At 57.2% G+C, this 22,326-nt stretch carries 14 protein-coding genes and 1 pseudogene; 10 read left to right on the top strand and 5 right to left on the bottom strand.

The genetic code is table 11. From position 1 onward, the window contains the following. The first annotated feature begins 204 nt into the window (after window positions 1-204). Window positions 205-3,054 carry an insulinase family protein gene (locus LAP85_28565; GenBank protein ID MBZ5500366.1) on the top strand — a complete coding sequence of 950 codons (2,850 nt, stop codon included), beginning with the start codon at window positions 205-207 and terminating at the stop codon, window positions 3,052-3,054. Between the two features lie 605 nt (window positions 3,055-3,659). Here the strand turns inward: LAP85_28565 and LAP85_28560 are convergent. Beyond that, window positions 3,660-6,389, bottom strand: a complete 2,730-nt coding sequence (locus tag LAP85_28560) for a serine/threonine-protein kinase (GenBank protein MBZ5500365.1) — start codon at window positions 6,387-6,389, stop codon at window positions 3,660-3,662. A gap of 1,142 nt (window positions 6,390-7,531) precedes the next feature. Here LAP85_28560 and LAP85_28555 point away from each other — a divergent pair. Together LAP85_28555 and LAP85_28550 are read left to right on the top strand one after the other, a co-directional pair. After that, a complete protein-coding gene (locus LAP85_28555) occupies window positions 7,532-8,380 on the top strand; it encodes a M23 family metallopeptidase (GenBank protein MBZ5500364.1) in 849 nt (282 codons plus the stop codon). Beyond that, window positions 8,380-8,772, top strand: coding sequence for a polymer-forming cytoskeletal protein (locus LAP85_28550; GenBank protein ID MBZ5500363.1), 393 nt, complete (start codon window positions 8,380-8,382; stop codon window positions 8,770-8,772). Before LAP85_28555 ends, LAP85_28550 begins: the two co-directional genes overlap by 1 nt. Before the next feature lie 300 nt (window positions 8,773-9,072). On the opposite strand, the gene LAP85_28545 is transcribed toward LAP85_28550, so the two are convergent. After that, complete coding sequence (locus tag LAP85_28545; protein MBZ5500362.1) at window positions 9,073-9,804, bottom strand: MBL fold metallo-hydrolase; 732 nt, start codon at window positions 9,802-9,804, stop codon at window positions 9,073-9,075. Between the two features lie 641 nt (window positions 9,805-10,445). On the opposite strand from LAP85_28545, the gene LAP85_28540 reads away from it, so the two are divergent. After that, complete coding sequence (locus tag LAP85_28540; GenBank protein MBZ5500361.1) at window positions 10,446-10,739, top strand: GYD domain-containing protein; 294 nt, start codon at window positions 10,446-10,448, stop codon at window positions 10,737-10,739. Between the two features lie 1,163 nt (window positions 10,740-11,902). Continuing rightward, window positions 11,903-12,043 (top strand): hypothetical protein, encoded by a 141-nt coding sequence (locus tag LAP85_28535; protein ID MBZ5500360.1) that lies wholly within the window; start codon window positions 11,903-11,905, stop codon window positions 12,041-12,043. On the opposite strand, the gene LAP85_28530 is transcribed toward LAP85_28535, so the two are convergent. Then, window positions 12,040-12,516 carry a hypothetical protein gene (locus tag LAP85_28530; protein MBZ5500359.1) on the bottom strand — a complete coding sequence of 159 codons (477 nt, stop codon included), beginning with the start codon at window positions 12,514-12,516 and terminating at the stop codon, window positions 12,040-12,042. The genes LAP85_28535 and LAP85_28530 overlap by 4 nt on opposite strands. 135 nt (window positions 12,517-12,651) lie before the next feature. On the opposite strand from LAP85_28530, the gene LAP85_28525 reads away from it, so the two are divergent. The 5 genes from LAP85_28525 to LAP85_28505 all read left to right on the top strand — a co-directional run bounded on the left by LAP85_28525 (window position 12,652) and on the right by LAP85_28505 (window position 20,295). Further along, window positions 12,652-12,918: a hypothetical protein gene (locus tag LAP85_28525; GenBank protein MBZ5500358.1), complete on the top strand. Its 267-nt coding sequence runs from the start codon at window positions 12,652-12,654 to the stop codon at window positions 12,916-12,918. Between the two features lie 164 nt (window positions 12,919-13,082). After that, window positions 13,083-13,463, top strand: a complete 381-nt coding sequence (locus LAP85_28520; protein MBZ5500357.1) for an alpha/beta hydrolase — start codon at window positions 13,083-13,085, stop codon at window positions 13,461-13,463. Window positions 13,464-13,731: 268 nt separating this feature from the next. Beyond that, window positions 13,732-16,296, top strand: coding sequence for an ABC transporter permease (locus LAP85_28515; GenBank protein ID MBZ5500356.1), 2,565 nt, complete (start codon window positions 13,732-13,734; stop codon window positions 16,294-16,296). Between the two features lie 988 nt (window positions 16,297-17,284). Continuing rightward, the gene (locus tag LAP85_28510; GenBank protein MBZ5500355.1) at window positions 17,285-19,549 is read left to right on the top strand and encodes a protein kinase; all 2,265 of its coding nucleotides are present in this window, start codon (window positions 17,285-17,287) and stop codon (window positions 19,547-19,549) included. A gap of 260 nt (window positions 19,550-19,809) precedes the next feature. Then, entirely contained in the window at window positions 19,810-20,295 is a 486-nt protein-coding gene (locus LAP85_28505; protein MBZ5500354.1) for an amidohydrolase family protein, read from the top strand. A 460-nt stretch (window positions 20,296-20,755) separates the two neighbouring features. Here LAP85_28505 and LAP85_28500 read toward each other — a convergent pair whose 3' ends face one another. Together LAP85_28500 and LAP85_28495 are read right to left on the bottom strand one after the other, a co-directional pair. Continuing rightward, window positions 20,756-21,967, bottom strand: a complete 1,212-nt coding sequence (locus LAP85_28500; protein ID MBZ5500353.1) for an IS91 family transposase — start codon at window positions 21,965-21,967, stop codon at window positions 20,756-20,758. A gap of 15 nt (window positions 21,968-21,982) precedes the next feature. After that, window positions 21,983-22,162, bottom strand: a pseudogene (locus tag LAP85_28495) (tyrosine-type recombinase/integrase). Window positions 22,163-22,326 lie beyond the last annotated feature (164 nt).

Genomic DNA, 22,326 nt, shown 5'->3' with positions numbered 1-22,326 from the left:
GCCCACCAGTGCCTCTGTTTACGCTTCGCGCCTCGCCTCGCGACGATACGTGCAAAACTCGAGGTCAGGATGGTTCGCTACTCCTTTCCTGTAAGACTCTTTCATTCTCGACTTCATGCCGGTTTATCCCGGCGCTCGTAGCCTCCCCTATTTCAACTGGAAAGGCTGCCACGACGTGAGAAGTATCGCGGTATGATGTGAACGATGAAAAACTACTATAAGCCATTGACCGTCGTAGTATTCACCGCCCTTGCATTGCTCCTGGCCGGACACGCCTTGAGCCGCGGCCAGGGGGCAGGCCCACAGAAGCCGGACGAGTTTGCGCTTGGCCGAAAGGTTCCTGTCGACTCCAGGATCACGACCGGCCAACTCGATAACGGGCTCCGCTACTGGATTCGGGAAAACCGCGAGCCGAAGAACCGGGCCGATCTCCGGCTGGTCGTCCACGCCGGGTCGGTGCTCGAGGACGAGGACGAGCGCGGGCTCGCCCATATGGTCGAGCATCTCGCCTTCAACGGATCGAAACATTTCCCGCGGCAGGCCCTGGTCGATTTCATGGAATCGATCGGCATGAGGTTCGGGCCCGACCTCAATGCGTTCACCGGCTTCGACCAGACGGTCTACATGCTGAAGATTCCGATGGATTCCAAGGAAATCCTCGAGAAATCATTCCTCATCCTGGAGGACTGGGCCCACGGGCTGACCTTTGACCCAGCGGCCGTCGACAAGGAACGGGGGATCGTCATCGAGGAGTGGAGGCTCGGCCAGGGCGCGGCCGAACGGATGCGGGCCAAGCAATTCCCCGTCCTTTTCAGGGGATCCCGCTACGCCGAGCGGATGCCCATCGGAACCAAGGAAACCATCGAGACGGCCGACGTAGAAGCCCTGAAGCGCTTCTATCGCACCTGGTACCGCCCCGACCTGATGGCGGTCATTGCGGTGGGGGATTTCGACCGGACCCGGATCCTGGACCTGATCAGGAAACATTTCGCCGGCATCCCCAGGGGGAAAGGAGCGCCGGCCCGGCCCACATATTCCGTCCCTGACCACAAAGATCTGCTTTTTGCCGTCGCGACGGACAGGGAGGAGACAAACAGCTCCGTGGCCGTCTACCACAAGCTGCCCGTCGCCGACCAGAACACGGTCGCAGCCTACCGGCGGATGCTGGTCGAAAGGCTCTTCGACGCCATGCTCAACACTCGGTTCGCCGAAATCGCCCAGAAGCCTGGCGCGCCGTTCCTCGGAGCCGCCTCGAGCAAGGGGCTTCTGGTCGAGTCGAAGGAAGTCTTCGCGCTGTCGGCGCTCGTTCCCGAAGGAGGCATCGCACGGGGCCTGCAGGCTCTTTATGCCGAGGGGGAGCGGGTGGGGCGCTTCGGTTTCACCGAAACAGAACTCGAGCGCCAGAAGAGCGAAATGCTCCGGGCCTTCGAACGGGCCTTCACGGAGCGCGCGACCGAAGATTCAGGCGACCTGGCCGAGGAGTTCACCCGCAGCTTCCTCGAGGGGGAGCCGACCCCCGGAATCGCCTGGGAGTACGAGGCGCACAAGCGTTTCATGCCGGAGATCACACTCGAAGAAATCAACCGGCTGGCCAAGGAGTGGATGACGGGCCCGAATCGTGTCGTGGTGGTCAACGCTCCTGAAAAGGTGGGAGTCCCGGTCCCGACCGGTGAAGAACTCGCCTCAGTCCTCGCGAGCGTCCAAACAGAGGAACTGTCCGCCTACAAGGACACGACGACCGACAAGGCTCTCCTTCCTGAGATGCCGGAGTCCGGCAGTATCGTCTCGACCAGGGCGCGACCCGAGATCGGCATCACGGAGTGGACGCTCTCGAACGGCGCACGGGTCGTACTCAAGCCCACGCACTTCAAAGAGGACGAGATTCTCATGCGGGCCACGAGCCCGGGAGGGATCTCGCTTGCCGCAGACGAAAACCTCATTCCGGCCAACACCGCCGACCAGGTCGTGTCATCCGGCGGGCTTGGCGCATTCAGCGCCCTCGACCTCGAGAAAAAGCTGGCCGGGAAGGCCGTCTTTGTCAGACCCAATATCGGTGAGCTTGACGAGGGGCTTACCGGGACCGCGTCTCCCCGGGACGCGGAAACCCTCTTCCAGATGATCTACCTCACGTTTACGGCGCCGCGGCCCGACCCCGGCGTGTTCGAGGTCATGAAAGCGCAGCTCAAGGCTTTTCTGGAGAATCGGACGAAGAGCCCGGAAGTCGTCTTTTCCGACACCCTGCGCACGACGATGCAGCGGGACCAGCCCCGGTTCAGGCCGATGACGGTCGACGAGATCCCCAAAATGGACCTCGATAAATCCTTCGCCTTTTACCGTGACCGGTTTGCCGACGCGAGCGACTTCACGTTCGTCTTCGTCGGGAACCTGGACCTGGAAGCGATCAGGCCGCTGGTGTGCCGATACCTGGCCAGCCTGCCTTCCCTGCGCCGCACGGAGACCTGGAAGGACTGGCGGGTGCCGACGCCCGAAGGGGTCGTGAAGCGGACCGTGGAGATGGGCGTCGAATCCAAGAGCCTGACGGCTGTAGTGTTCTCCGGCCCCTTCCGCTACACCCTCGAAAACCGGAACGCCATCGGGGCCGCGAGCCAGGTGCTCGAAACCCGGCTGCGGAAGCTGCTGAGGGAAAAACTGAGCGGGACCTATAATGTCAGCGTCCAGCCGTCCGTGAGCAAGATTCCGCACGAGGAGTTCCGGGTGAGCATCGAACTCGGCGCCGACCCGAAACGAATCGACGAGCTGAGCCGGGCTATCTTCGAGGAGATCGGCCGGCTCCAGTCCGACGGCCCGGACGCACAGGAGGTCAAGGAGGTCCGGACGGCGGAGTCGCGCGATTACGAAACCAGCAGCCGGCAGAACGGCTGGTGGCTGTCCCAGCTCGCCGAGCAGTACTGGCTCGGGGAAGACCCGGCGGTGTTGCTGCGCATTCCTGCGGCCCTCGACCTCATCACGAAAGACGTGGTCCGGGAAGCGGCCCGGGCGTACTTCAACACGAAACGTTACGTCCAGGTCACGTTGTACCCCGAAAAAAAGTAAGCGCTTTTCAAAACCGGAGGCATCCTGTTTTCCCAACCGTTCACGTCTTTGCGCCGATTGCCCCGCTGTGTAATGTGGTAGGGGAGACCTGGGACGACAACTCGGGCGATTCTCGGCATTGCCTGGTCCATGCAAAAACTGGGTGATCGGGAGCGCAACGCTGGGCAGAACATTCCTTTATCATATCTAACCGCCGCTTCTAAAAATTGAGCCGTTATTTTTTTGGCAAAAAGAGTGCCTGATCTGAAAAGGAAACCCCGAACACAGAATTGGCGAAGTTGATTCGGACTTCATTGTGGAAGCGACATCAAAAACCGGTCAGCGTCCCCAGTTTTCCGCACGCTCCCAAGAACGGCGATGTGGGAAGTTGACTGATGACCAGTCACATGCCTGACGCGCTAACCGTAGAAGTGACTTGCGGTGTGGATCGAATGCTCCCTGGCCAGCCACTTCTCCGGGATGCCGACTAATCAGGCATTGGATCGCAGGCAATGACGATCTGGCTTCCCAGAAAGGGAATTCGCGAGAGTTTGCGATCAAAAGGCCTTCATCATGGCCATTCGGCTCGCGCCCCTCTTGAGAATGAAAATCGTGACTGGACGCGCTTACTTCTTTCCGGTGGGGACGAGGCGCTTGAGTTCCTCGAACCAGTTCAGGACGAGGATCATTTCGGTGACAGGCGTAGGCTTTCTTTGGTCGTACTTGCTCATGAGAAATCTTTTCCCGTCGAGGGACAGGTCAAAGTCGCGTATGGGATCGCCTTCACTATATCCGAGTTTCTCAAAGAGCAGGCGCGGCTTGCTGGTCGCGAAGCCGCCATCTGTCCGGACGTCCACAGCCCAGTATTGACCCTGCTGATTCCTGTAGAAGAGCTGTTTGCCATTTCTGGCCCACAGCGGCGACTGGCCTCCATTACTCGATACCTGTTGTTTTATTCCCGGGCCAGGGAAGGGGCGCACGTAAACCTCGTTACGCTTGGTTTCGTCGGAGGTATAAGCGATCCAACGACCATCGGGATAGAATTCCGGATATTTCTCACTGAATTGCGAATTGAGAAACGGCCTCACGCGTCCTGATGGGACGTCCAGCACGGCAATATCGTGGAGAGTATCCGCAGGGTGCCATTCCGTCAGTGCGACCGTTTTCCCATCCGAAGACCAGGATCCCGGGTGTTGATTGTACTCGCTGGTCGTAATGCGCTCCATCGGGGAGCTTCCATCGTATGGCTGCCAGAAAAGGTTCGGCGCAAGGGATTTTTGCCATGAGAAAATAAGCCGTTTGCCGTCGGGAGACCAGGTCACATAAGTTGCCCTGCCTTCGCCGGTCAGCCGGCTGTTCGTGCCTCTCGCCAGGTCGTAAACCCAGACCTGCCCTTCCCGTCCCAACGCTACATACGCAATCCTCTGGCCATCCGGAGAAAGACGCATAGAACTGAACGGGAACTGCAAATCAGCAACCGGCTGCTCCCCTCCTTGCTGATCCACCCACACGAGCGAATTCTTCTGGTCCGGGACAATGCCACCCTCTGTGTAAATGAGTGACCCGGTGTCAGAGACGCTCAGCTGCCCTGCGGCGGTGTTGTTGCTGAAGTGCACGAAGAAGGCTTGCATGACGTTCTCCGCAAGCGAGACCGGCTGGCCAACGACATCAAGCTTGGTCAGATCAAATCGCACGGCCATCAGTGTCCCTTGTCTCAGGAACACCAGGTGTCCTGTGGGAACGTACCTGGCATCTGCGGCGTCAGGTAACAGGATATGCCACTCGCGGGTATCCAGCCGTAACAGGGCAAGCCGGGGTTGTGAATCCCAGGCGTGTCTCATTACGGTGAACAACACGGCTTTCCCATCAGGGAGCGAGAACGGTAAACGATGGCTCATCTCCTCCCGCTTTGGGTCAGGCTTGGTCAAAGTCTCGGGTTTCCCGCCTTCAGCCGAAATCCTTGAGAGCCCGGAAGCGATTCCATCTGCAAACACGATGCTGTTATCACGACCCCAATTCGCCCCGAATATTGAGGGAGCATCGCACAATTCCGTGGCCACTCCACCTTCGATCGGTATCTTCCTTAACCTGCCATTCACCCAGAATCCTACCCAACGGTTGTCTGGCGACAGGAAGGGATTGATGCCTCCATCCGTTCCGATGATAGGCTTGGCTCCCGATTGGTCCAGTCTTCGCAGGAACAACCGAGGCTTGCCCTGACGATCAGGATTCTCCTCAATTGCGCTGTAGATAAGGAACCTTCCGTCGCTGGAAATGGCCATGGCCGTTCGGCTCGGGTGCTGCATATCCGCACGAATGCCGTCCAGCCAGTAACCCGGCTCGACCTTGATGGTTGACGTGACTATGGACGCAGGGGGAGCGGGCTGAAAATATCTCGTCAACAACCGGTCCATGAATATTCCAGCAAGAAGAGCGACCGCCGCACCCGCGGCCAGCCAGATGAGCGGGAATCGCCGAGGAGCAGGCACTGATTCCGCGGGGTGAGGCGCGGACTCTCCAATCTCGATGCGGGCATCGGCAATGTCATGAAGGCGTTCCCTTGGGTCCTTATGCAGGCAACGGTGCAACAGGTCCTTGATCTTCCAGGACGCTGCCGGGGGAAGCAGATTCCAGTCGGGCTCCGCTTTGAGGATCGCAGCGATAGTCTCAGCAGCCGTCTCTCCATGGAAAGCCTTCTTCCCGGTCAAACACTCGAACAACACGCAACCGAACGCCCAGATGTCCGTGCGCTTGTCCACCATCTTTCCCTTGGCCTGCTCCGGGCTCATGTAGGCAGCGGTGCCGAGGATCACTCCGGCGCGGGTCATAACTTCGCTCATGGTCGGTGATTGATCGGCAACTGCTGCGGCCGACTCCGCTTGAAATGCCTTCGCCAGGCCGAAATCCAGCACCTTGACCTTGCCCTCAGGTGTGATCTTGACGTTTGCGGGTTTCAGGTCGCGATGGATGATGCCCTTTTCATGCGCAGCTTCCAGCCCCTCAGTGATCTGGCCACAGATCTCCAATGACTCATCGACCGGCAGCGGCCCTCTGGCGATCCTTTGAGCCAGGGTCTCTCCCTCAGCCAACTCCATGACGATGAATCGCTTGCCTTCCGCTTCCTCCATCCCATGGATGGATGCGATGTTGGGGTGATTCAGCGACGCGAGCAGCTTGGCCTCGCGCTCAAATCGCGCCATCCGCTCGGGATCGCCGCTGAACATCTCGGGCAGCACCTTGATGGCGACCTGGCGATTGAGGGTTAAGTCCTCGGCGCGAAAGACAACCCCCATGCCTCCTTCGCCGAGCTTCTCGTTGATTCGGTAGTGCGAAATGGTCCTGCCGATCTCGGGCATGGGAGCCGCCTCAATAGAGGTACGCCCACAGCAATGACATCAACTGGTATGGCAGCGATTATAGCTCGGCTAAGGCAGTCCAAGAAAGCTGATTCGGGAGCGCCCGTAAGGGAATCGGCCACCGTCGAACGTGAAAACGGTCCGATTGTGAAGCAGTATCTATCCTGACGACCAGGACTTGCCTGGTCACGCCGTGCGGAAACGCGAAATTGCCGATCTGCGTCACGGACAAAACCGCTGTCACTATATGTTGCCGGCCTGGTTTTCAGGAATGAACGCGCTTTCCCACGCGACGTATTGCGAGGGCGAGGATGGCGCTGCTTGCGAAAACAATGGCGGCCACGAAAGGCCACAGCTAGCCCGATTGTATCCTTCGGCACTGCAGGTGCGACGGGCGAAACCATCGCAGACAGGCCGAGGCAATCCAAAATCTTCCGGCAGACTGGCTCTGGTTGCTTGTGGCGGAATATCGCTCCGCTGTAAGACAGCCCCACTGACGGCATGTCATCGAGCGGTTGCAGATTCGGTTTTCCCAACAAGTTGCCGCCGCAAATATGGTTGCAATCCGTCTTAGTCATGCCAATATTCGCGCTGGCTCCGAAGTCCGCTACCATCAGGATGACTCGTCTCTTCGGATCGCACGGCACCTACTACGATCTGCCAAGCACCGTTATTGCGAGCCCGCTCTTTCTTTGTTTGGCAGGTGACGTGTGCGTGATGACTCCAGACATCGGCCGCAGACCGTCCCGGTTCGTTGTGACGCCCTTCGTTCGCAGTGCCGGAAGAATGACGCTGTACGGGATTTTGGCAAACAACATGAACATGAAGCATACCAATAAGATTCAATGACCTCGAAGTTTCAGACCCTCAAAGTATCATGATATGCGAGCGATTCCCGACATTGTCACACTCTGCGAGTTTTCAGGCTAAGCCTGAGACCAACCCGAGGCAGGGCAACAGCCCGCAGCCTCCCAGCTGCGCGGGGAAGCCTGATTACTGGACTGTAACGTGATTTCAGTCACTGCCGCATGTCCTAAGCCACAGTATTCTTCCGTGAGGCCATGCCGCATTCACCCGCATGAGCTTGGTGACGGGCTATTCGCCTTCTCTTCTTTTGCCGATAGAGGGGACAGAGACGCTCTATGAGAACGATTCGCGTATTGCTTAGGCAGGCACTGACTCCCGTGACTATCATGGTGATTCCTCACCAGGACCTCAGGGCACTAAATCTGAAGGTGCCCACGATCGGATTGCTCGTCTCAATCCTGCTAAGCACCATCGGCGGAGCATACGTGTTTTCCCTGGCTGTCAATAGCCTGAAATATGAAGCTCGACATCATTCGGCAGCAGAGAAGTTGAGCTACTATTCGGAGCAGTTTTACCGATGGGAATCAACGCTGGCCGCAATGAAAAAAACTGAGGGTGAATTCAGGCAGCTGTTTTCTCTCAATTCCAAAGACAAAGTCCTGCAAAACGCGGACACCTCATTCACCGGCTCTCTTGATCTTCCCAATCTCGTGGAGGAACTGAAGAAGACGACTGAATCGGTTGACGAAATCAAGGATTACCTGCGCATCCAGAAAGACATTTACCTTGCAACTCCCAGAGGATTTCCGGTTCCGGGGAACCTCACTTCAAATTATGGAAGCAGGGTTGATCCTCTGAGCGGAGAAATCCACTTTCATTCGGGGCTGGATATCTCGGCCAGTCCCGGAATTCCAATCCGCGCGACAGCGGATGGCGTAGTCGGTCACTCCGGGTGGTCTCAGAACAGCGGATTTGTAGTGGTTTTGGAGCATGGATGTGGGTATTCGACAATTTACGCCCACAACAAGAGGAACGCAGTGAAGGTGGGACAAAGAATTAAGACAGGAGATGTCGTAGGATATGTAGGCTCCACCGGGAAATCAACAGGACCTCATGTCCATTACGAAGTGTGGAAAAACGGGAAGAACGTCAACCCGCAAGAATATCTTGGCCGGAGGATATAATGTTCAGCAAGGATGAGGAGAAAATGAGGTCTTTCGTGGGGACTCAATCAGAATTCCATGGTGAACTCACAGTCATGGGAACCCTCAGAATGGACGGCGTGGTCACCGGCAGAGTCCAGGCAGACCAGGTTATCCTGGGCGAAGTGGCCACGATAAAAGGGGATGTCCTGGCCAGGAAAATCATTGTAGGGGGGAAGGTGGAGGGGAACATCAGGGCCCCGGAACTTGTGGAGATCAGATCAAAAGGAAAGGTGAGAGGAGATATCTTCACGAATAATCTCTCGGTGATGGAAGGGGGGGAGTTTAACGGTAAGATCGAAATGGGAACCGACGAATCGAAGGTTCTAGACTTCGAGTCCAGGGGTCAGGAGCTTTCCCTCAACCGGCAATAGGACAGCCACTACGAGCGTGACGACCGTACGGTCAAAATATTTAGCCGCAGGTTGTGCCAAGGATGCTCACAGATAACGGTCAGTCGCAAGGCGCGACGAGGCACTACCGCGGACCGCAATTGGACACACGGCTTCTCATTCCTATCCACATCGAGTTCCCGGGAATAGCTATCTCGTTCATTGGCGGGAACCTGAAAATCCCCAGAACACGAAATAAGGACATGTGGAGGCCTGACCGAAGGAAGGTTATCCTCGGTTCAAAGTCCCACGTCTTTTAATAGGCTTGATTCAAGCGCCATGCTATCCCATCTGCGATGCTTCCCGTAACCATCGGTCGTAAAGTCCGGCGAGATCATGGAGCGCTCGATTGGCATCGCCGTTAAACGATGAGCCGTGCATTAGCGCGAGCGTCTTCGGGGATAGATCGGCGATCTTTCGAATAGTTGCTCCAGTGTTTGGAGCGAGGCAACTCGCGTGAAAGAGTTCCTCGGCCTTCTTGGCAGGACCGACGATATCTTCCGCGGTGAGCGCTGGCCCATCACCAGTGTGAGTGAAGAGATCGCCGCACAGCAGAGTGCGGGTGATCTCCTCAAACAAAACCCGCGCCTCCCACCCGTGCGGTACATGCGGCGTATCGATGTGACGGACCCGCTTTCCACCCAGGTCGATGATTTCGGAGTCCTGCAGCATCCGTGGGGGACGGTCGGCCAGGTCGTTAAGGGACACCATCACGCCGACGGAGCCGTGCGCAACCTCGGAGCTTGGCGCTGCTGCGAGCCACTGGTTCATCGAACCGCACTCATCGGCTTCCACATGGCCGAAAGTGATCCACCGGAGTCTTTCGATGGGAACGACTCGCGAAACAGCATCGGAGATGAGGCGGAACATGGCTCGAGGGCCCGTGTGGAAAAGTAACGGCTCTTCGGCCTTGATCAAGAATTGGTTGAACGTGAATCCGTCGGGTGTCACGTCCGGGACGCAAGTAGAGAAGCGGAAAATCCCGTCAGCAATTTCGTTGGTTTTCGTCATCATGAAAGAACCCTCCTTGGTGTGCCGCCTGTTGCAGCCAATTGAGCACTTCGTGGAAAAGCTTAACAGAATAACGGACTCAAGTCAGGCGAGGAGGTGCTTGCGGGAACGGCATTTCAGAAAACCGTGAAATGGAATTCCCTTCCGCGTGGTTCGCTGGCCTTAAAGCCGCTTACTGGAAAAGTGGCCCAGAATCAAGCTCCCAAGAAACGGGCGTTGCGTCCATAGCGCACCTCAACAACTCCGCCACGCCGTAAACGGTCTGCTCGGGCTGAATGATCGGTGCGGGGTTATTGACTTGAACGGGGGGTGAGGACTTCAGTTTCTCTCTTTGTTTCTTTATCTTCCTGGACTACAAATTTCTCTCTCTTCCCCACAGCGGCGGACAGCATCGTTTCTATTTGACAGTCAGTTCTGGATAGGCTGATAATCGCCGCAACCAGTGTTTGACACGCTCCAGCACTCGATTACGCACGCAATGGTTTGATCCGGAACCACAAGAAGCGCTTTTCACAGTCGTGAAACTGGGGAGACCAATGTAGACGGGCAAAGGGTCGCTCGTGCTCGACCGGCACTGGAAGCCGGGCCGAGTTCGGAGTGAAACCGCACGATTCCAGGAACCGTGCAGTCAAGGAGGATAGACAATGCCTACCTATGTGACTCTCTTCAAATGGACCGAACAGGGCATCAAGACTATCAAGAATGCCCCCGCTCGGTTCGAGGCGTCGAAAAAGCTCGTGGAATCCACGGGAGGGAAGATCCTCGGCCTCTACGTCACGATGGGCGATTACGACATCGTTGCAGTCACAGAAGGCCCGAACGACGAGGTGGCTTCCGCTGTTGCCCTCTCCATTGCTTTAAAGGGCAATGCCAGGACCACGACCATGAGGGCGTTCACGGAGAGTGAATTTGCCCAGATCGTGAAAAAGGTGGTGTAGAACAAATGGGGGCGGGAGCCTCGCCCCCATCCAGACCGGTCTGGCCAGGAATGTGGCATTCCTGACCGATTAGGCGCAGGAATTACGAGGCGGCATCCTCGTCGGTTTCCCTATGGGAGGACCACGTGCCTGTTGGTGATCCGCAAAGAGTATGGTTTCCGGAAATGATCCAAAGGATAGGCGGGTTGCGCCGCTTCAGTCCACTTGTCCAGCTTCCGATAAAAGCCAATTGTTAACTTCGGGGCTTCGGCCCCAGCTAAGCAGCATTTTATAGCCAACCTGTGTTCCCGGATCCAGTTTTCTTGCTCACCTACCTCTTGCTGCAACCGGACGCCTAACAGGTGCACTCTATGTCACATTCTGTTGCGCTGCAGCCTAAGTGGTAACCGTGATATAGAAATATCGACAAACCCGATCCGGCCCCTTGGCTTATCGGCGTCTGCCGGAGAGACATGCATGAATCGGATGCACAGACTATGGATGGCCTCCATAGTGTTTTTCCTGTGCGAGGTTGTCTCGGAGGCACAGAATCCCACGCCCCCAGCCGAGTTCAACTTTATGGCCGGTCAGTCGGTTTATGTCATGGCAGTCAAAACATCCCATCAATTCTTTGACCTTCCGATAGCTGATAAGTGGAAGCGTAATTACATTTCGGCAGTATGTGGCTCGACTGACAACCTTTTGGTGATGGGCAGTTTTTGAGCAGTTCCCCGTCGCGTCATGCCGACCCTCGAGCGGTCAGTGCTTGCCCGGGACCCATTGATCTCGACAGATCCGCTGCTTCGAACTAGTTTGGAGCATCAGTTCAGAAAACAAACAAAGTACAAGCTTGCTCCTGCCCCCGAAAATGCGGATTTTGTGTTTTTTGCTTTCAGTCATTATGCCCATGGCTACTCTGTTTACCAACCAGACCCCCGCTCGGGGGAATCGAAGCTTCTCGAGAGACACAGGTTCTATGAAGACTCGAATTTGGTGGAGCTGGCGAGGGTCGAACTCGCGACCTCCTGACTGCCAGCTCGGTCCAGAATCAATGGAATCAACAAGATACGCGGTTCTAATTCAGATTTCCCGTCTTTTTCCGCCCTTTTCCAGCTGAATCAGCAAACAAGTCGGCAAGCGATCGGCAAGCGCGACTATCTCAATCTTTCGCCTGAGAACGGGCCATGCACGAGCATGAAGCCCATCGAGACCGCGTTTCAAAACCTCTCGAAAAAGGCTGCGAGATCACCAGCAAGACGGGAGAGTCGGCAACCGACGGCGCGACGATGCTGTGGGTCGTGACCCCGATGTACAGCATTCATTAAGCCTTATGTCGCTTGGATGACGGATTGAAAAACCAGACGACGTGACGGGCGCTTTTCGCCGCTGAACCATGGTCAAACCGCAGCATTACGCGCCAAATCTGCGGCAGCATATATGAGTTTCCCTCAGTCCAGCGGATCGCTTTGCTGATCTCGTACTGGCAGATCTGATGCAGGTGATCGCAGCGTTTACCGGTGCGGTATTCGTATAATATCGGTAACGCACGTTTGTCCTTGAGCTGTCCCAGTGCCCAAACTGCCGTTGTTCGATCATGAAGGTCGCAGGTCTGGCAATCCACGAGCGCTATCAGGGCCTCGACACGATCACCGTCGAACTGAGCCATTGCGCTCTCAGAAGCGCTGTTGACACCCCGCCCGATCATCAAGCTGCAGCCGAGGTATGCGACGACACCGATTCCCACGGGAATCACTAAAATTCCTATAGAGATTTTCAATACCTTTTTAAGTATTTGCATGTGATCTTCACTTTAACACAGTTTACATCATGTTCTCAACGGACGCATACGCAAAACTATTCGGATTGAGCAAGCGGGCAACGCGGGCCGGACGGGACCATCCGCGCCCAGGTCGGCCACACCTCGGCGCAGGTCATGAAGCGCTATTCCCACATCTTCAGATCGCGCCCGATTGCCCGCGCACTACCCGAATGGGAGATAGACGAGCAAATTTTTGCTGAGCCTGAAAAATCGACTGAGGGATCGAATCCGCGAGCGCTCGCCAAGCCAAGCCGATGGTTTGATCCTGTTCTCAACCGTGAACAAAAACCCAGCACGGGGAGGCCAGGCGCGGTGTTGCGGAATGTTGGTGTTGAAAGAAAAGTGCAGGAGCACATGAAGCTCTCGCATCGATGGTATTGAACGTCGGATTTGCGGGGTTCGATATATGAAGAAGTGGTTCGTTGAATGATTATTCGCCGAACCTGCGGGTCATGAAAGCACTGGCTAGAAGTGATTTCATAGTTGGTTGGACAGCTGGTGACTACCTCGGGGTAACTGCACCTAAATAGGGAAGGGAGATCAAAATGGCTGGAATATCTGATTCGACTGTAAGGACAATAGTCCTCGTCCACGGCGGTTTCGTGGACGGCTCCGGTTGGGAGGAGGTCTATAAGATTCTCAAGAAAGATGGCTACAACGTCAGCATAGTGCAGAATCCAACGATATCGCTCGCGGATGATGCTGCCGTAACCAAGCGCGTTTTAGCGACGCATAGCGGTCCCGTGATTCTCGTCGGCCACTCCTACGGTGGAGCTCCGGCAACGATCCAAATGTCGCGGGGCTTGCTTATATCACCGGGTTTGCTTTGGATAACGGCGAGTCGGTATCGTTGCTTATCAAGAATCCCCCGCCTGGCGCTCCCGTACCGCCGATATTGCCACCGCAGGAAGGCTACCTTTTCCTAGACAAGGCCAAATTCCCCTCCTCATTCGCTGCCGACGTGGACGGGGAAAGGGCCGCATTCATGGCTGACTCTCAGGTTCCATGGGGCGTCGAAGCACTCAGTGGTAATTGACTATTTAGAATTGCAGGTTCCCTTCCGGCAAAAGACCCTGTTATTCGTAAAAGAAGGCTGGACGGTCATCAAGTCGAGCGCATCATTTGGGAAACCCCGAAGGCTAGCGAACATGCAATAATGCCCCTGAAATGATCCCCAGTTCGAAAGGAATTACTATGGCCGAGCGAAAGCATCGTGACCGTGAGCGCCAGGGGTTCGGCGGCTTGCCCTGGTATGACAAAGGGAAACGCAATGGCTTGGATTGGATTTGGCTCGACCATCTCAGCCAGGACCTGCGATATGCCTTCCGTGTTCTAAGGCGCTCCCCCGCACTGACTGCGGCCGCCATTGCAGCCCTCGCCCTCGGAGTCGGTGCAAACACGGCCATCTTCAGCGTAGTGTACACGGTGCTGTACCGGCCACTGCCGTATCCCGAGCCTGGGCGCCTCACAATGATCTGGGAGACACGCAGCGATCTCGACCCAGCATCCTTTGCCGACCCCAAATCGGCCGTGAAGCTGTTAAACCACTGGATGCCGAGCAATCGGACGTTTGCAATGTGGCGGGAACGAAACCAATGTTTTGAGCACATCGCAGGGTTCAGTTCTTGGACGGCGACTTTTTCCGGCTCCGGGGAACCCGAGCGGATTGCCGGCACCGCAGTCACACCGGATTTCTTCAGCCTTTTGGGCGCACATGCATTGACGGGGAGGACCTTTTCCGCGGGTGAAGACGGTGCGGGACACGATAATGTCATCGTGCTCGGGCAGGGGCTGTGGCAACGCCGCTATGGTGCCGACCCGGACGTGCTCGGCCGCAAGGTCCTCGTGGACGGCACTCCGCACACGGTGATCGGCATCATGCCTGCGAGTTTCGAAACGGTGCTGCCGATGATGAACAGACGGCCCGATTTCTACCTGCCCTCGTGGCATTTGACGATCTTGAACCCCGGATTCACGGTCAGCCCCGTGCTGGGACAGCTCAAACCGGGAGTGTCGCTGGCGCAGGCACAGGCGGAGATGAGCGCGCTGTCTGCGGCGCTCGAGCGGGAATTGCCGCGTCTCTTCAAGGGACACGGCGTCAGGCTGGAAACGCTCGCGAGCGAAACGTCGGCAAACGCAAGGCCTGCGATGCTTGTGCTGCTGGGTACGGTTGCCTGTGTGTTGCTCCTGTGCTGCGCCAACGTGGCGAACCTGCTGCTTGCACGAGCCACCGCCCGGCAGCGCGAGATCGCCGTGCGCGCCGTGCTCGGCGCAGGGCGCTGGCGCGTGGCGCGTCAGATGCTTACGGAAAGCATCGTGCTCGGAATAACTGGAGGGCTCGCCGGAATCCTGCTGGCGCGCTGGGGAGTTCAATTCCTCGTGGCCGTGATCCCGGAAGGGACCGTGCCGCGTATCGAAGAAATCCGCGTCGATGCGGCCATGCTCGTTTTTGCGATTGCCCTGTCGCTGATAACCGGCTTGCTGTTTGGACTCGTGCCGGCTTTCGAAGCGGCCCACTGGCTGGCGCGCGGCGGGCTCACAGGAGCTTTGACGGAAGGGAGCGGCCGCCAGACCGCGACCCGGCGGTCGCACCGTTTGCGAAGCGCACTGGTCGTGGCTGAAATCGCCATAACCGTGGTGCTCCTCACCGGCGCCGGTCTGCTCATCCGCAGCTTTGTCCGCCTCCGCAGCGTAGACCTCGGCTTTCGCCCAGAAAACGTGATCGCGGGAGTGATGACCGTAAACGGGAACCGGGATCTTGCGCCACAGCGCCAGGCCGAGTTCATCGATCGTGTGCTGCAACGCGTGCGCGCCCTTCCCTCCGTCCGGGCGGCGGCGTTCGCGAGCCAGGCCCCGCTGGCGAGCGATCTCACATTCAGCGTCGGGGGGATCCAGATCGAGGGGCATCCACGCGTGGACGGGGGCACGGCGCTGGTCCTCATCACCCCCGACTACTTCCGCGCAATCGGCACGAGGCTCGTCCAGGGGCGGGAATTCACCGCCGCGGACACGGCCGCGGGCGCGGCGGTCGTCAACAGGGCTTTCGTAAAGCGCTACCTTCCCGATGTGCGCGACGATGGGTCCGAACTGATCGGTCGCCGACTCAGTTGGGACCATCTCAACCTGCCCATTGTGGGAATTGTCGCCGATGTCCGCTCTGGCGGACCGGAGTCGGAGGGAGAGCCCGAAGTTTTTGTGACCCACACCTCGATGCCGAGTAAAGCCCTCGTGCTCGTAGTGCGCACGGCTAAAGACCCGATGCAGATCGCGACGATGCTCCGGGCCGCGGTCCGCGAAGCGAATCCCGAGCAACCCCTGAGCCGCATTATCACATTAGAAAAGGCCATTGCAGAATCGGTTGCACAGCCGCGCTTCCACATGCTGGTGCTGGCCGCGTTCGCCGGACTCGCGCTTGTTCTGGCCGCCGTCGGCATCGGCGGAGTCGTGGCGTATTCGGTGGCGCGACGCACCCACGAGATCGGTGTGCGCATCGCACTCGGCGCCAGCCGAGGCTCAGTGTACCGGCTGATATTAGGCCAGGCGCTCGGCTTGGCACTCACAGGCGTGGCCATCGGGTTGCTGGCCGCAGGTGCGGCCACGCGCGTGCTGACCAACTTCTTGTTCGAGATCAGGGCGCTTGATCCGGAAACCTTCGCTGCCGTTGCGGTGGTCCTGGTCGCAATCGCTGTGGCGGCGAGCTGGCTGCCCGCCCGGCGCGCCACGCGCATCGACCCGCAGTCGGCGCTGCGCTGCGACTGACGAAGAAAACCCCAAATATGCTGCTGACGATCGATGGTTCCGACCTGATTTGTCTCCGGACCGCTTAGGATTTGGACGCAGTCCGTCAAGTTTCCGTGTACGCCGTATTACGCCAGGGACACCGAATTTTCTCCCGTTTGACTATCCAATCATCAACCTCCCAGAACGCCGTATCGGGACAACTGACCTGCGTTCGGGCTTCCGATGCAAGCATGGATTTGGGGATTTAGCTAACCATGGTTGCCAATGCTGATTATAATAACGTCATAGTAGATGGCCAGATTGAACCCTTAGAGGGACACGCAGGATAAGCATGGGGCATTGATGCGGCGAAATTGGGGAAGCCTCATAAACGGCACTTTGGTAATCCTCGCAATATTCGTAATCCTGTTGGTTGCCTTCGCGGAAGTGTCGATCGGTTCGGGAGTAAGACGTTACAGCCGAACAGCACAGACATATTTTCCCGGCAAGCGAGTCGAAGCCCTTATCGCGATGGTGGAATGCCAATCATGCAGTCTGCAGGACAGAAACGACGCTGTTTGGGCTTTGGGCCAGCTTGACGATCGACGCGCCCTGCCGGTTTTCGAAAAGCATTATATAGGCGCGAAGGGCGACCACCCGAATAATCTCAGCCAAGACAGGTTACGGATCGCGTTACGGCATCTCCGGCATGAAGATAACAATAGGTTCGAGTCCGTTTTATGGCGCTGGATGCTGCCGGAGGAACGTTGAAAGTCCGCCCCCAATTTCAGAGTCGGTGCCTGAGGGTCTCAAAAAGTCCCGATCTCAAAGCACTTCCGTACTCGGAAGAGTTGCTCCTGCAATGAGTCGATCATCTCCCAGAACGCCGTATCTGGACAATTGACCTGTTTGCATGCCCGCAAGTTTAACGGATTCAGCTATCCACGGGTATCCAAGGCAATTATAATGACACCAACTTAAGGTGCCTCAGATTGCAGTAAGCGAATTGCCAGTAGAGGGATTCTCCATGATCGGCACAACACTCTCCCACTTCCGCATTATCGAGAAGCTTGGAGCGGGCGGCATGGGCGTAGTGTACCGGGCTCATGACGAGCAGCTTGACCGAGATGTGGCCGTTAAGGTTCTGCCTTCCGAAAGCTTCCACGATCTCGCATCCCGTGCGCGGCTTTTGCGCGAAGCCCGAATTGCGTCCAAGCTGAACCATCCCCACATCTGTACTATTCATGAAGTAGGGGAATCTGAGGGACAGGCCTTCATCGCCATGGAATTGGTCGAGGGCCAGACTCTGAGCGCGCTCCTGGCAGGAGGGGCGCTGCCGCTCGGGCAGGTGATGCGCTACGGGCTTCACTTGGCCGATGCGTTGGCGCATGCGAACGAGCGCGGAGTGGTGCACCGCGATTTCAAGAGCGCCAATGTCGTCGTGACGCCGGAGGGCCGCGCGAAGGTACTGGACTTCGGGTTGGCGAGGCGCCTGAGCGATCAAGACCTGTCGGATGCCTCAACCCAAACTCAGGACGCCACGACCCTATCCGGTAAAATCGTGGGCACGCTGGCATACATGGCGCCGGAGCAGTTGCGCGGCCGCCCCGCTGATGCCCGCAGCGACATTTGGGCTCTGGGTGTCGTGCTCTACGAAATGGCGGCGGGCACTCGCCCATTCCAAGGGAAGACGGGCTTCGAACTGAGTTCAGCCATACTTAGCCAGGCGCCTGCACCGCTGCCGCCCGCCCTGCGGGGCCCACTGCCGGCGCAGTTGGCGGCTGTGATCGAGCGCTGCCTCGAGAAGGATCCCGGTCAGCGCTACCAGCGCGCGGGCGAAGTGCGAGCGGCCCTGGAAGCCGTTCAGTCAGGCGCCGCTCTTCCGGCCAGGCCGACGGAGAAGCATCGCTGCATGGCGGTCTTGCCGATCACGAATCTCTCCGGCGATCCCGAGCAGGAATATTTCGCGGACGGGATGACCGAGGCTTTGATCACCGATCTCTCGAAGATCAAAGATCTGAGGGTGATCTCCCGGACGTCGATGATGCAATACAAAGGTACCAAGCAGGCGCTGCCCGAGATCGCCCGTGCCTTGAAGGTGGAGACCGTCCTTGCGGGATCAGTGGCCCGCGAGGCCAGTCAAGTGCGCGTGACCGCACAGCTGATCGAAGCGGCGACCGGGCAGAACCTCTGGGCCGAGAGTTATGAGCGCGAGTTCACTAGCATTCTGGGATTGCAGAGCGAGGTGGCGCGGGCCGTCGCCCGAACGATCAGAATTAAATTGAGGCCCGAGGAAGACACACACCTTGCCAGCGCTCGCGCAGTAAATCCTGCAACATATGAAGCTTACCTGAAGGGAATGTTCCACCTGAATAAGGGAACGCCAGAAGAAATCAAAAAGGGCCTTGTGTACCTCCATGAGGCGGTAGAAAAGGATCCAGCGGATCCGTTGGCGAATGCCGGGCTTGCCCTGGGCTACGTCGAGCTTGCTCACGCGGCGGAGGCTCGGGAGGACTCTCTGCTTCGAGCCAAGGCCGCCGTTACAACCGCGCTGAAACTGGACGGCACGCTGGCCGAGGCACTCGCTGCCAGGGCTATGGTTAAGGGTTATTATGAATGGAACTGGGATGAGGCCTTTCGGGACTTCGATCGCGCCCTGGAGGTAAATCCCAGCTTGTCCATGGCCTATTTTCACCGTGCGTGGTTTCATGTCCTCTTCGGCCACATGGCGCAAGCCGAAGAGGACCAAAAAAAGGCCTGGGAATTGGATCCATTCGATCCAGCAAAAACTTCCCACATGGGGATGTTATACAGTTATGAGCGGCGGCACGAAGAGGCGGTCGCCGAAGCCTTGAAGTCCGTTGAGATGGCTCCTGAATTCCCGCTGGGCTATGCTTTCCTGGCAAGAATCTACCGCGATAAGGGGATGTATGACGAAGCTATCGCGGCGGCCAGAAAGGCAGCGGAGCTCTCCCCCACATGGCGAGGGGTTGTCGGCCTTATCTATGCGGGGTCCGGGCGAAGGGAAGAAGCGCGAAAGCTGCTGGCAGAACTGGATCAGTATAGACCTACGCCAATGAGTGCTCTCTGGAAGATCCAAATCAACATAGCGCTTGGTGAGATGGACGAAGCATTCCGGTGGCTGGATTACGAACCCCGCCACGCCTGGGTCCCTTGGGTCACCGTGATGCCGGGTCTCGAGGCTCTGCGCGGGGATCCACGTTTTCCTGAATTGCTACGCCGCATGCATCTGACACCTATCAAGAATGCCCGAGCAGACGGACGCAGTTAACATGTACCTATTACTCGGGCGTTTAGGGGCATCGTGGGCAGTCTGCAATGCACAACTGCAGCTTACTCCGACTGTAAGCAGATGCACGCGCAGCGCATATACGGCTATACCACCATGCGGAACGCCCGCCACGAGGTACCACTATCCATTGATTTGGTTTCAGGCCGACGGCGCGGCGGCAATTACGCGTGTTGTTCCGATGGTGATCGTTAAATTTTAGATCCGGGAACAGTCAAAGATAACTTAAGGAGGGCCTTCTCATGAGACGGTTCAGGCTTGCGCTGCGGTTCTCGCTGTTCCTGCTGCTTTTGGTGGTCGCCAGTGATGTCCTCTCCCAGGCCGTTGATACCATCGCCGTTACACACGCGGTTGTGATCGACGGGAATGGCGGCACGCCTATTGAAGACGGCGGAATCGTAATTAGAAACGGGAAGGTCGAAGCCGTGGGACCAGCCGCAGCCGTGTCGATACCCCCCGGTGCTCGGGTCATCGACGCTCGCGGAAAATCCGTGATGCCGGGCCTCGCGGACATGCATGTGCATCTGACGGGGGGCTGGGACGGCGTTTCGGTTGACCTGCTCGGATACCGTCGCTACCTCAACGCTCTTCTCTATGCGGGGATAACCACAGTTCAGGATACCCGCAATGGCCATATCATAACGATATCGGTCCTGTCGGACGAAGCCTTTATGGGGATGCCACGGGCAGGCTGCAGTGCAAGACTGCAACCTGTTCCGGTTATATGAACGGGCAAATTGCGCCCAGCATCCACCGGTAAAGTGGATGCAAAACTTGTTACCCTAAAAGTGAAATCCCCGATACTCCCCCGAAGTCCCGATCTGGGAAGTTACGGACCCGCTGCGAGGGATCAGGAGCGATAAGTCGTTAGCGTTCATCGGAAATGACTCGGCGCACAATCTGCGGATTACGCTCAAGCAGAAATTGCCGAGGCATTTTCGATAACGCCACTTGAAGGAAGCCGCTGTCTGCTTGCGGCGGACGCTCTATGGGTTTTGAATGAAAATATGATCCTGGTGAACGTATTGCAGTATTGCTGGGTACTGAGCACAGATCCAGCTTGGAGCAGGGATAACAGATGAATCGTGCATCAAAGGTCGGAATGCCAAAATGGCCATAGTGCTTTCAAACCTCGTTTACAGAGAAGCGAACACACCTATATTTACTCGGGTCATTTCTGTTCTCGTTTCACGCTGCTGAACGTATTTTCTCGTCAGAAAAATCTCCCCGGGAACACCATTCTCCGGGCCTGAAGATCCGCACCGTGATCATTCTGGCGCCGCACAATGGGCACCTCCATGCCGTGGGTTCGCGCAACTCGGGATTCGGGACCTGTTCCGGTCCCGAGGTTTGGCTCGGTTTCACGGGATCGCCGATCAGCTCGCGGCAGAGCTCAATCCGCCTCGCACGGAATCGATTCGCAAGAAATCCAAATTGCCGAATACGCACGAAACCTTTCGGCAGCACGTGCGAAAAGAAACGGCGCAAGAACTCGGCGCCATCCAGTGCCATCGCCCCTTGGCGGCTCTCGTGGGCATAATCTTTCCAGAGAAACGTCACCTTCTCGCCGTCAAAGTTTTTGATCCGGTGATTGGAGATTGCCACCCGATGTGTGTACGTTCCCAGATAACGGATCACCTGTGTGGGACCGCCAAATGCCGGTTTGGCATATACGACCCATGACTTGTTGTATAACTGCCGGATCAGGGTCGCGAAACACTTCTCGTCCTGCAGGCAAGCCGCCGGCCCAGCCAGCCGCAATTTCTTTTTGCGGTAGAGTTGTATCAATCCATCGAGAAACTTTCCGCGGAACACCTTCGACAAAACCTTGACGGGGACAAAAAACCGGTAGCGCGGATGAATCCATGTTTTGTGGTCGGGCGCAAGTCCGCCTTGCGGAATCACGCAATGGATATGAGGGTGCGTCTGGAGGTTCTGTCCCCACGTATGCAGGGTGCTGAGAATCCCGATCTCGGCACCAAGCCACTTGGGATCGGCTGCGACCTCCCGTGCTGTTTTCGAAGTTGCCGAAAACAGAAGGTTGTAAAACGAACGCTGATTATCCCGCACCAGGACATTGAGCTCGTGCGGTACAGAGAAGACCACATGAAAATAGGGAACGCCCAAAACCTCACGTTCCCGTTTTGCGATCCAGCGCTGACGCAATCCGGCCTGGCATTTCGGGCAATTCCGATTCCGGCAACTGTTGTACGAATGCTTCTCGTACTGGCCGCAACCGGAACAATAATCCAGGTGCCCCCCGAGCGCGGCGGTGCGGCAAGCTCTGATGGCACGAAACGCTTTGTGTTGTTCGAAGTTCAGGCTCGATCCATGTTTTTCGAGGAATCGAACGCCTTGAACCCGAACAATATCGGCAACCTCAAATGCGGGCTTGGCCATGGCGACTGGGCATGTTCAGCTCTTGTCGACGGGCGCGAGCGGTAGCGAGTCGAGCGGGTTCACGATGCTTTGCAGATGTTTCTGCGATATGTGGAGATATCTGGCAGTGGTTGCCAGGTCCCCATGGCCTAGAATTTCCTGGATTTTCCTGATATCCGTGCCGTTATCGAGCAGATGGGTTGCAAACGAGTGGCGCCTATGTCGTTGAAGACATAGGCGCCACTATCAACCCTGCCTGACTATGTCTCGTCCTGCCGTGCCGGCCCCGTTTTTTGCTGGAATCCGCATAAGGCCATAGCGACATAGTATTGACTCCTTGTCATCCCCGTGCAGGGGAGAAAGGAGTCCACCATGAGATT

The organism is Terriglobia bacterium, from assembly GCA_020072565.1.
In the GTDB taxonomy this organism is placed as follows: Bacteria; Acidobacteriota; UBA6911; order UBA6911; family UBA6911; genus JAFNAG01.
The sequence above is the reverse complement of the archived record's forward strand: the minus strand, read 5'-3'. Positions and strand labels throughout refer to the sequence as shown.